This window comes from Thainema salinarum CENA647, assembly GCF_057732415.1.
The window spans coordinates 1-5422 of record NZ_JBYJZJ010000039.1 but is presented as its reverse complement, the minus strand read 5'-3'; the positions used below and the strand labels follow the sequence as shown (position 1 = coordinate 5422).

3 protein-coding genes and 1 pseudogene are annotated in these 5422 nt (G+C 56.5%); all 4 read left to right on the top strand.

Going from position 1 to position 5422, the window contains the following annotated elements; all coding sequences use genetic code 11:
• Positions 1 to 203 precede the first annotated feature (203 nt).
• Positions 204 to 599, top strand: a complete 396-nt coding sequence (locus AC286M_RS37275) for an efflux RND transporter periplasmic adaptor subunit (RefSeq protein WP_488209206.1) — start codon at positions 204 to 206, stop codon at positions 597 to 599.
• The gene (locus AC286M_RS37270; protein WP_488209205.1) at positions 541 to 1731 is read left to right on the top strand and encodes an efflux RND transporter periplasmic adaptor subunit; all 1191 of its coding nucleotides are present in this window, start codon (positions 541 to 543) and stop codon (positions 1729 to 1731) included. Before AC286M_RS37275 ends, AC286M_RS37270 begins: the two co-directional genes overlap by 59 nt.
• A gap of 99 nt (positions 1732 to 1830) precedes the next feature.
• Positions 1831 to 2025, top strand: a pseudogene (locus AC286M_RS37265) (efflux RND transporter permease subunit); the annotation flags it as partial.
• A gap of 88 nt (positions 2026 to 2113) precedes the next feature.
• Positions 2114 to 4972 (top strand): efflux RND transporter permease subunit, encoded by a 2859-nt coding sequence (locus tag AC286M_RS37260; RefSeq protein WP_488209204.1) that lies wholly within the window; start codon positions 2114 to 2116, stop codon positions 4970 to 4972.
• Positions 4973 to 5422 lie beyond the last annotated feature (450 nt).

Below are 5422 nucleotides of genomic sequence, written 5' to 3'. Positions count from 1 at the left end.
CCACTAAGAGGATACGCATAAAAATTCATCGTGATTTCATATTTAGCTGATACTATGCCGTCCAGCCAACATTCGCGTTCGTTTGTCCTGTTCGCTTTCTGGAAGAATCGGTATGCATGTTCACTATCGGCTAGCGGCTTGGGTCGGATCAGTATTTGGGGTTGCGTTAATCACTTTACCAGTTGCGTTAATCACTTTACCAGTTGCGGTGGTGGCCCATTACGGGACATGATCACGGTGCAGAGTTTCAATCCGGCACGAGCCAACCTGTGAGCGGCATTCGAGTTGATCCGACCACGGCGGAGCGGTTGGGGATTAAGCTGGCCCCCGTCCAGTCCCAGTTTTTGAGCATTGGCATTGAAACGACTGGAGAACTGGTGGCGCAGCCCGATCAAGCGGTGATGGTGAATGCGCCGATTAATGGCACGGTGATCGAACTATTGGTGGAACCGGGCGCAACGGTTGCAGCCGGACAGCCTTTGGCCAAGGTGATTGCCCCCGATTTGATTGAGCTACGGGTTGCCTCCCAGGAAGATCGAGTTGGGGCAGAGGCCGACTTGCAGATCGGCAGAGGCCAATCTGACGCTAGCTCAACGTAATTATGAGCGTCAAGTTGCGATCGCAGACACCGAAATAAAAGCAGCTCAGCAGCATCTCGCCCTTGCCCAGGAACGGTTTGAGCAAGACCAATTGCTGCTCAAAGCCGGTGCGATCGCCCGCCAACAGTTTTTAGAAACTCAGTCTGAGCTGGCCGCCGCCCAGAGTGAAATGGCTCGTGCTGAAAGCCGACAAGCAGTTTTGGAAGCCCAGGCGGAGCTAGAGCGGGCGCAGGCGGAACTAGATGCAGCTCGTTCCCATGTCCAACTTAGTACGACAGCCTATGAAACGCGCCTCCAGCAGTTGAACAGCTCGGCAACGGAGCGGGGCGTCGTCACAGTAAAAGCCCCAATTGCCGGCAAGGTCGCAGACCGTCCCGTCACCCTGGGTGAAGCGGTCGAAGAAGCCGTGACGCCGCTGATGCGGATTGTCAATGGCGATGCGCTCCAGGTGACGGCCAACGTCTATGAAAAAGATTTAGATCAGGTGGCCGAAGGCCAGTCAGTGCGCGTGACGATTGCTAGTTTGCCTGACCAGTTCTTCCAAGGGCGCGTAATTCGGGTTGGCGCGGTGGTAGACGGCACGACTCGCATTGTGCCCGTGACAGCCGCCCTAGAGAATGCTGGAGCCGCGCTCAAACCTGGCATGTTCGCCGAATTGGAGATCTTGACCGATCGCACCCCCACAGCCGTCTTGACCATTCCCGCCAGTGCCGTGGTAGACGCCGAGGGCCAGTCCCTCGTATTTGTGCAAAATGGTGATGCCTTTGAACCCGTTGAAGTGACCATCGGGCGCACGGCTGGCGATCAGGTAGAGGTGCAATCAGGACTGTTTGAAGGCGATCAGGTGGTTGCCCAAGGCACATTGCAGCTTTATGCCCAATCCCTGCGAGGCGACAGCGCTACAGCCAAAGCCGAGATGGAAGCCGCACCTTCCGGTCGCGCCGTTCCCCAATGGTTATTCATTGTCGGAGGCATAGGTGCGATCGCAACTACCACCAGCACCGCCTATCTCATCGGACGCCGCACCCGCCCCACACCCCTCGCCCCCTTCAATCCACACCCTACCGAACCCACCCCTCCCTACGCCCTCACCACCACCTCCCCAGAAACCACCACCCTAGACAAAAAGTAATCCCCCCTCTCTCCCCTGCTCCCTTGCCCCCCTGCTCCCTTACTTACCCCCCTCATCCACCCATCCACCCCTTTCTCACTCCTCACTCCTCACTTTCCCATGCTCAACTCAATCCTCAAATGGTCAATCGCCCAACGCTGGATCGTCGTCATCGGAGCCGTCCTCGTCACCCTCTACGGACTGCGTGTCCTCAACCACATGTCCTTGGACGTGTTTCCCAGCTTTGCGCCGCCCCAAGTGGAAATTCAAGTCGAAGCGCCCGGTCTTGCTCCAGAGGAGGTGGAATCCTTAGTCACGCTGCCGATTGAAAGCGCCGTCAACGGCACACCAGGCGTTACAGCGGTGCGATCTGACCTCGGTGGCGGGTGCTTCTGCCGTACGGGTGGTATTTGGCTGGGATACCGATATCTATCAGGCGCGGCAGCTGATCACGGAACGAATTCAGCAGGCCCAATCTCGCTTGCCGGAAGGGGTGGAAGCGCCTCAACTGGCTCCGCTCAACTCGCCGCTGGGCATTGTGCTGGAATATGCCTTTACGGCTGAATCCACACCGCTGATGGACGTACGACAGCTGATCGACCGACAGGTAACCAATCGGCTGCTCGCGGTACCTGGCGTTACTCAAATTACCGTTTTTGGTGGCGAGGAGCGGCAGTACCAAGTGCTGGTCGATCCTGCTAAACTCAACGCCTTTGGGGTGACGCTAGAGGAGGTCAGCCAAGCGGCGGCGGCAGCGAACCAGAACGGGGCAGGTGGCTACCTAATTGATGCCGATCAGGAACTGCTGATCCGAGGGATTGGTCGCATTGAGTCGATTCAGGATTTGCAGCAGGCGGTGATTACGGCACGAGATGGAAAACCTGTGCTTTTGCAAGATGTGGCAGAGGTGACAGTCGGCCCAGCCCTAAAGCGGGGCGATGCGAGCCTTAACGGCCAACCAGCTTTGGTGATGCTGATCAATAAGCAGCCCTTGGCCGATACGTTAACGGTGACCGAGCAGGTAGAGGCGGCGCTGGAGGAAGTAGGGCCAAGTTTGCCAGCGGATGTCACGATCCATCGCACTTTCCGTCAGGCTGACTTCATCGAAGCCTCGATTCATAATGTGCGGGATTCCCTGCGGGGCGGCATCATCATTGTGTCGGTCATCCTGCTGTTGTTTTTGATGAACTGGCGCACGGCGGCGATTACACTCAGCGCCATTCCGATGTCACTCCTAATCTGTTTGATTCTGCTGGATTGGATTGGCCTCAGCGTCAACACCATGACGTTGGGCGGATTAGCCGTTGCCATTGGTTCGGTGGTGGATGACTCGATTGTGGATATGGAAAACTGCTATCGGGGACTCCGCCAGAATCGGCAGTTGGGCAATCCCAAGCATCCCTTTCAGGTCGTCTACGACACTTCGGTGGAGGTTCGTACCAGCGTTCTCTTCTCCACCGTGATTATTGCCGTCATCTTTGCCCCAATTTTCTCGCTGACGGGGGTAGAAGGCCGCATCTTTGCGCCAATGGGCATTGCTTACCTAGTAGCCATTTTTGCCTCGACCCTGGTGGCACTCACCCTCTCTCCTGCCCTATGTGCATTTCTGTTGGCCTACGCGCCGTTGCCTGAAGAAGAGACTTGGGTATCTCGCTGCAGCCAACGCCTGTATCGACCAGGTTTGCGGCTGGCTCTGGAGCGCCCTCGGCTGATTCTGCTGGTGGCTGTAGGGGCACTGGTCGCTTCGCTGACCCTGTTACCCGTTTTAGGACGGGTCTTTTTACCGGAGTTTCAGGAGCGATCGCTGGTGGCGTCCATGAACCTGTTTCCCGGTAGCTCCTTGGCGGCTACCAATCGGGCGGGATTAGCTGTGCAAGCTGCCTTTCAAGAAGATCCTCGGTTTGCCAGTCTGCAAATGCGATCGGGCCGCGCACCGGGCGATCCGCATGTGGTCGGCTCCAACTTTGCGGAACTCGATATTGAACTGAGTGATGTCGGCATGAAAGACCGCGAAGCAACGCTGGCCGATCTGCGGGCTGAATTCGAGAAAATTCCAGGTGCTCCAGCCAGTGTGGGTGGCTTTATCTCGCACCGGATGGATGAGGTGTTGTCGGGTGTCCGAAGTGCGATCGCAGTTAAAATCTTTGGCCCCGATCTGGCTGAACTCCGACGGCTGGGCACCGAAGTGACACAGGTGATGGGCACTGTAGAGGGCGTGGTCGATTTGCAACTGGCTCCTCAGTTACCCGTGCGTCAGGTTCAGATCCGCTTCGACCGTGCCGCTGCCGCTCGCTATGGCCTGAGTATGCAGGCGTTGGCCGAAACTATTGAAACCGCCCTCAATGGTCGCGTCGTCTCCCAAGTGTTGGAAAATCAGCAGTTATTTGACCTGGTGGTGTGGTTTGAGTCTGCCGCCCGCAGTGATCCCAGTACCCTGCGCGCCATGCTGATTGATACGCCGGATGGACATCGCATTCCGCTGGAGCAGCTTGCCCAGGTCGATTATGGCACTGGCCCCAATTCCATTAGTCGAGAAAATGTGTCGCGCCTGATCATTGTGTCCTCAAACGTGGCCGATCGCGATTTGGGTTCCGTCATTGCCGAAATTCGGGACAAAGTGCGATCGCAGGTTACATTTCCTCCCGGCTACTTCATCCAGTACGGTGGCCAGTTTGAATCTGAGCAGCGAGCCACCCAGAACCTCCTGGTATTCGGCGCTCTAGCACTTGTGGTGATTGCCATCCTCATGTATTTCACCGTGAAATCCTTACCCGCGACGATCATGATCATGCTGAACCTGCCCTTAGCCGTTATGGGCGGCATTGTCTCAGTTGCGATCGCAGGTGGCGTTCTCTCGGTAGCGTCCCTCGTGGGCTTCATCACTCTGTTTGGCGTTGCCGTCCGCAATGGCTTACTGCTAGTAGACAACTACAACAGCAAGCTAGCGGCAGGAATGCCTCTGCCACAGGTCATTTTCACGGGTTCAATGGAGCGGCTCAATGCGATTCTGATGACGGCTTTTACCTCCGCTCTGGGGATGCTGCCGCTGGTGATCAGCTCTGACCCCGGTCAAGAAATTTTGCAGCCGCTAGCGGTGGTTGTACTTGGCGGACTGTTTACCTCCACCGCCCTCACGCTAATTGTTTTGCCCGCCCTCTACACTCAATTTGGCCGCTATCTCGTACCTGCATTCATTACCTCTGACATCCAGGCCACTGAATCCAAAGCGGCTGTTTCAGACCAACCCATGAGCCCCGTTTAATTCCTGCTTAATCCCAATTCCCCAACCTGCCCCCCTGCTCCCTTACTCCTGCCCCCTTGCCCCAATACCCAAACCATAGCTCCACTCAAAAAATAGAAGGTTCATCCCATGCGTTCTCAAATTGCTCAAGCCTGACTGCTCACAAGTCTACTCACCTTAGTTGCTTGCGGTAACTCCGAAACGGCAACGACGCCTGAATCAACGGCTGACACTTCTGTTTGCAGAAAGCCCAACCACCACCCCAGCCGACGATGCCGCAACCGAAACGGCTGCATCAGACGATCACAGTGCTGCGACAAAAGGCGGCCAGGCTCGTCGAAAGCCTGGCAAGCCGACCACATGGAACTGGTACCCGTGTCCGAAGCAGATGGCATTCATCTAGATTTGTACCTGCAAACGGGCGACACCCACGAAGCCGTTGCCGATGCCACTGCTGTTGCCCAAATCCAG